This is a genomic window from Polynucleobacter sp. 80A-SIGWE, assembly GCF_018882295.1.
Lineage (GTDB): Bacteria > Pseudomonadota > Gammaproteobacteria > Burkholderiales > Burkholderiaceae > Polynucleobacter.
Map to the genome: position 1 here is coordinate 42,904 of NZ_JACVOR010000003.1, position 6,579 is coordinate 49,482.

The window sequence follows — 6,579 nt, forward strand, 5'->3', positions numbered from 1 at the left end:
ATGAGTACATACAGCATTCAATTAGAGGGGCTTCGAAAAACTTATGGGCAAGGCGACGCCGCTGTAGATGCCCTGAAAAATGTCAATATGCAAATTGCTCCAGGTGAAGTGGTGGGGCTTATTGGCCCATCTGGATCCGGAAAAAGTACGCTACTGAAATGTCTAGGTGCAGTCATTGAGCCCACTGCAGGTCGCATGACTTTGGGTGGTGAGGTGATTTACGAGAATGGCTGGAAGATTAAAGACCTAAGAGCCCTGAGAAGAGACAAAATTGGCTTTATTTTTCAGGCGCCATACTTAATACCCTTTCTGAACGTGACGGATAATGTGGCGCTTTTACCCATGCTTGCGGGAGTACCAAACAACATTGCTAGAGCGCGCGCTAAGGAGTTGCTAGAGGCTTTGGATGTTGCACATAGGGCTAATGCAAGCCCATCAGAATTATCTGGGGGTGAGCAACAACGAGTTTCCATTGCAAGAGCTTTGGCAAATAGACCCCCAGTGATTTTGGCTGATGAACCTACTGCGCCTCTAGATAGCGAGAGGGCTCTAGGGGTAATGGGAATCTTAAATCAAATGGCCAGTCAATATCAGACTGCGATTATTGTGGTTACCCATGATGAAAAAATCATTCCTTTATTTAAGCGGATTTACGCTATTAGAGATGGGCAAACTATTGAGGAATCTAGATAGGAGTTCATTACCAATTTACCGGTCACGAAAATCTGCTTTTGATTGAAATACTGTATCGATTATTTGTCTTAAATAAATCCGCTCCTTAGAGTTTGGGCTTTATAACTATTATGTGCCCCAAGATTCCAAAGCCCTCCAGCAAAAATGGACCGCCCGCATTACGCATGCGCGCGCTCACTGGGCAACCTTTCATAAGCGTGTAAGACACAACCGCAATACAGTAGCCGGCTTTAGCTGGAATGCCGACCCCACCGGCAAAGACTTCTATAGCCTAAGAGCTAACCTCATACACGGCACTATCTCAGCAGTCCTTCCCAATGTCTACGCTCGCAATCCAGAAATTTCAACAACCCCAACCCACTCGGGCGCGGATATCAAGCTCTTCTGTAAAACACTAGAGAAGGTCACCAATAGAGCGCTAGAACAGGCTCAGCTTAAGAATCGAGCGAAGTCCACCGTAAGGGCAGCGCTGACCTGTAGCTTCGGCATTCTGAAAGTGATGTATCAACGAGATCCCAGCAAGGATTCCTATGTCCAAGGTCGCATCAACGATGCCCAAGAAAACCTCCTGGCAATAGAGGAGCTAGCGCGAGACCTCCAAGAGAATGACCAACGTCATCATCATGATGCCAAGAGAGCGGAGCTAGAAGAGCTCATCAAGTCATTGCAGGAACAATCGGAAGTGCAATCTGCCGAAGGCTTAGTAATCGACAGAGTTCTTACAGAAAACCTCCTTATTGATCCATCCATCTGCGAGTTCTGGGACTACACCGATGCAGACTGGATTTGCCAAATCATCCCCATGAAACGTGGCCAGGCTGAAGCGCTCTACAAAAAGAACCTAGCCAATGCCAAGATCTACCAACCAGGCCAAGGCGAACTATCCCATAAGAAAGCCAAGCGCCTAGCCTCAATGCAGATGAATGCTGGTTCAGGCCCGGTCATTGATGATCAACAAATAGCAGTGCTGGAGATCTGGGACAGAGCTACCCAGCGTGTTTACACCATGGTGGAGGGCGCGACTGAATGGCTACGTGAACCCTACTCACCTCCAAGAGCAGGAGAACGCTGGTATCCATTCTTCCTATTACCGTACCAAGTAGTTGATGGCCAGTTTGTTGGTCCAAGTTTGGTAGATCTAACCGAGCGTCTACAAGACGAGCACAACGAAGCAAGAGATCGATTCAATCAACATCGCGACCTCTGTATACCGGGATGGGTAGCCTCTGCTGATATCAATGAGAAGACCATCAAGAAGCACTCGGACTCAAGATTTGGCGAGATCACGATTGTGGATACCGAAGGCAAACCCCTTAATCAAGTGATTATTCCTAGAGGTCATCCGAAGATCGACCCCATCGTCTATGACACCAGTGCAGTACGTTATGACTGGGAGCAAGTCACTGGCTTGCAAGATGCTGCGCGATCTACCGTAGTCAGGCCCAAGACAGCCACCGAAGCCAACATATTACAAAGAGCCTTATCGGGGCGCGTGTTTGAATTCAAAGACCAGATAGAAGATTGGCTACAAGAGATCGCGCAATACAGCGCCCAAGTACTTTTACAAGAACTGGCCAAAGAGCAAGTAGAGCGCTACATGGGGCCACCAAGTACTAAGACCACCATGGTCAATGGCGAACTAGTCATGACTATGGAGAAAACCTATGACTGGCCAGAACTCACCAAAGACCGAATCTTTGACATGGTTGATCTACGAATACGTGCAGGTACTACCGGCGCACCAGACGGGATAGAAGACAAAGAGAGCTGGCTCAAGGTTTTACCCATGATTACGAATCTATCAATTCAGATACAAAACCTACAAGCCAGAGGAATGGATTACGAGCATATCCGTAATCTCCTACACGAGACCCTCTTGCGATATGACGATCGTATCGATTCAAATCTATTTATACCGAATGTAGAAAAGCAAATGGAGGGATGGTCACGCGATGACGATCCAAACTTAGGAATGAATTGGTTTTCTGAACGAAGGCAAAAGACAAATGCTGAAATGCATTACGACAGCAACTTATTAAAAGAGGAGGCAGGCAATGACGCAAGTAGCAAATGAAGTGGAAGGCTTTAAGTCGGAGGTTCTATCCAAGGGTGGCTCAATTCAAAGGGAGCAGAATAGGGAGGCCAAGAAAGAGCGCGAGCGGCTTGAAAAAGAAGCCTATGAGAAGCACGCCGCCGAGAGCGCCGCAAGGCGCAATAAGGCAAGGGAAGAGCGTGCGCTTGAATTGATTGCACAAGCAAAAGCCAGGCAAGAAGCCGCTCAATTAGATAAGGAGCGTAGCGCTCAGGCGCAACAAACCCAAAAGGCGGAACGTAAGAGTCAGAGTCGGACCCAAGCAACCAACTTACTAGATGATTTAAGTAAGGCCCCTAATGCATCTCTTACCAAGTTATCTGAGGACATTGATGAGGGCGAAGTATTAGAAGAGGAATCTGAAGCTCTAGAGCCTGAGTCTATATTTACACCTGTAAGGGGCGAAGTGCATGTGCCAGCCTTTATGCCTGCTACAGAGGTTACGGCGCCACTACAAGCCCATGACCTAGGTGAAATATTGCCTGCACCAGTCGCCATTACCGTCGATACACTTCCAAAGACTGATATTCAAGCTGAGACAGCTGAAGAGCTAATGAAGCGGGCTTTGAACTCTGGGTCCGCGGTTTCGAGTCCCGATGCCGACCCTAGTGTGAATACAGAATCCTCTAGTAGCATCAAATCAAAGCGAGGGTGTGAACGTATTCAGAAAATGATTAATGAAAAACGCGACCTAGAAAAGCAGGTTGTTGATTTGCAATCTATGGTGGCCACTCTTCAGGATGCAGTTCGCAAATACGAAATAGAGGGCAAGCTTGTAGGCAATGTGATGACTCTCGCCAATAGCCAGAAAAAGCCTTCTGAATTGGTATCCGAAGCAAAGCTGCAAATGCTCAAGTTCTTAAATACCCGTTCAGATGAAATCGATCACACCGATAAGGCGATCTGCTTTAACAAATACATGTCAGACCCGTTCTACATGCAAGTCTTTGTGCAGAGCAATCAGCCAGAGCAGTGGCAGACCATGATTGAGTCTATCTATGAGGCAATAGGAAGGCCGGAGCCAAGCTTTGCAAGTGTTAAGCCTATGGCAATCCATAGCCCTCAACCGATTCGGGCGCGAACTTCAGCATTAGGAGCGCCGTTAGCTAGTGCAGGCAATCCCATGGATCGGATTGCGCAACACTTAGGCAATATGGGAATTTAAGGTGTTTTTTGACATGTCGCTCCTAATGGGTGACATGTCAATAAAGCTGCATATTTCTTGCTAAATTGCCCTGGAATGTCAATAAAACTGCTAATAATCGCAGTTATTGTTAATAAATCTGCCTATTCCAGGTGAATTTAGCTTTTGAAGCTAGTTAGCAAAAAATACTCAAACTGCTATTTCGTAAGAAAAAGTGAGGATATGTTTAAAAATGTAGGAATCTATTGAAATATGTAAGAAAAAGTGTGTAAATATGTGTAATCGTAAGAAAAAGTGTGTATATGTAAGAAAAAGTGTGGGAAAATAGCCATTCGAACGAAAAAGTGGGGCTTGGGGGAAATATGGGCGATATAGGCTATTCACAGGTAAAAAGTCAGCTTGATCTCAGTGCTTTTGACCCACTTGTACCTGCACGCCTTGCCTCGGTAACCAGTGTAACGCCCACCCAGGGCGCATTGTTGATACCCGCAAAGGTAGCTCCCAAAGATGATCGCCCACTAAGCCACCTGTTGTTTGCGCTAAAGCATGAAGGAGTTAATCTCCAATTGTTATCGCAGGCCTTAAGAAAAATCCCAGCCCAAGAGATGCTGGCCGCAATTAGCGAATCGCCAACAGGCGTTTATATTCGTACAGCTTGTTTTTTGTGGGAAGCCTTTAATAAGCAAGAGTTAAAGGGTGCGCCAGTAATTACGGGGCCAATGGTTAATTTATTTGACCCCAAAAAATACATTACAGGACCAAGCATACGCAATGCCAAATGGCGAGTTAACTTCAATGGCTTGGGTTCTTTGGATTACTGCGTAACTGTTGAGCGAACCACACGTATTAATAGCCTGCTTGAATCTAATATCCTCCAGAAAGCAAATGAATTTCTATCAGAGCTTGGTGGGGCAGCATCCGATAGGGCAATGTCTTGGGCTTATTTAAGTGAGACCAAAAGCTCTTTTGAGATCGAGCATGAGACACCGAGTGCCACGAAATCGGAGGCATTTGTAGAGCTTCTTAAAAAAGCTCATCTGACTACCCAGTTGGATGAAGAGTACTTGGTTGGCTTGCAAAATACCGCCATTACCAATCCTTTGGATAGGGCAGTTAACTATCGCCACCAACAAAACTGGTTAAGCAGTCCATTGCGTGGTGCTGCTGGCGTAACGTATATTCCACCGCCACCTGAAATCGTTAATGACTTGATGAAAGGTTTGGTAGATTTTGCCAATACCGCACCAAAGCAGATCGATCCCTTAATTGCTGCTGCGATTGTTTCATTCGGATTTGTTTTCATTCACCCATTCATGGACGGTAATGGGCGCTTATCGCGCTTCTTATTTCATCATGCTTTGTGCCAGTCGGGTGCCTTAAAGAATGGCTTGCTATTGCCAGTATCTATTGCGATGAAGCGCAATGAAGATTTATACCTAGCTGCTCTAAAGAGTTTTTCTGAGCCTGCTCGCAAGCGCTGGGAAGTCATTTGGATTGACGGTGATGAATATCAAATGACCTTCAAATCAGATGATTCCTTATATCGCTATTGGAATGCCACTGCCTGCGTTGAGTTTGGATTGGAGATGGCCAAGCAGGCGCTAGAAAAGGACTTAAGAGAAGAGACTGAGTTCTTGGCCAAGTACGACCTCATTTACCGTGCGATTGATGGGCAGTACGACATCAGAGGCAAAGATCTCAATTCATTAATTCTGGCCTGCATGGAGCAAAACGGAAAACTATCGGCTAACCGCCGTAAGAAATTTGCTGCAACAGTACCTGAAGAAATATTTGATGCAATTGAGGTTGAATATGCGAAGGTAGTGGGCTGATTCAAAAATCCCCAGAGTAATTCTGTCAAGGGCACCCCAAAGGGGTGGCTTGCGAACCCTTGACGGCCACGATTAAAGCAACGCTCTTTTATGCCCAAGGTGGCAGAAAGACACATTGGGCATAAAGACCCAAAGCGAGTTCATTTAGTAACTCAACAAAAACCCCACAAATATCCCGAGCCTATATCTACCGCCCCAATAATTGATCTCAGTGCTTCACGCCTATGTGTTAAAGCTAGAGTCGCGCCTAGTAGCGTAGCAATAGATGGGTTCACGCTCCATCACCAGGTATTGAAGCCACCAATTTATTAAATAACTATTGATGGGGTGGCATATGCCAATTTCAAATACAGACTTGCAAGAGTTAGCTAAGGTTTCCTTGGATGAGTACCTTCGCAATCTACCAGTCGATCAAATCGCTGTAGAGAGACCTTTCCTTAAGAAACTGATGGAAGGGCGCAAGAGCCTATTGGGCGCAAAGCAGAACGTAGTCGAGAACATCCGCAAAGAACACGGTAGTAACTTTAGCTGGGCCTTTGGAGAAGAGACGGTCAAGTTCAATAAACGTAATACGACTGAGCAAGCTTCCTTCCCGTGGCGCAGAGCAGTGGATGGTCTCTATATTGACTATGACCGCCTATTTAGCAATGGCATCAAAGTGCGTGAAGGCGGGGCTCGAGGTTTTCAGCTCGAATACAACGAGCGTGTACAACTCATCAACCTCTTGGATGAGCAACTTGAAGTCTTGAGGGAGGGCTTTCTGAATAAGTTGGACTTAGAGCTTCACCGCGACGGCTCACACGGCGCCGATGCAGTAG

The 6,579-nt window shown here is 46.3% G+C and carries 5 protein-coding genes; all 5 read left to right on the plus strand.

Going from position 1 to position 6,579, the window contains the following annotated elements:
* Complete coding sequence (locus ICN25_RS09830; protein ID WP_216182473.1) at positions 1-693, plus strand: ABC transporter ATP-binding protein; 693 nt, start codon at positions 1-3, stop codon at positions 691-693.
* A 112-nt stretch (positions 694-805) separates the two neighbouring features.
* Positions 806-2,767, plus strand: a complete 1,962-nt coding sequence (locus ICN25_RS09835) for a hypothetical protein (protein WP_216182476.1) — start codon at positions 806-808, stop codon at positions 2,765-2,767.
* Positions 2,748-3,950: a hypothetical protein gene (locus ICN25_RS09840; protein WP_216182479.1), complete on the plus strand. Its 1,203-nt coding sequence runs from the start codon at positions 2,748-2,750 to the stop codon at positions 3,948-3,950. The genes ICN25_RS09835 and ICN25_RS09840 overlap by 20 nt, the downstream gene beginning before the upstream one ends.
* 341 nt (positions 3,951-4,291) lie before the next feature.
* Positions 4,292-5,761 carry a Fic family protein gene (locus ICN25_RS09845; RefSeq protein WP_216182482.1) on the plus strand — a complete coding sequence of 490 codons (1,470 nt, stop codon included), beginning with the start codon at positions 4,292-4,294 and terminating at the stop codon, positions 5,759-5,761.
* Between the two features lie 334 nt (positions 5,762-6,095).
* Positions 6,096-6,579 (plus strand): phage major capsid protein (locus tag ICN25_RS09850; protein ID WP_216179470.1); only part of this gene is annotated, 484 nt, incomplete at its 3' end.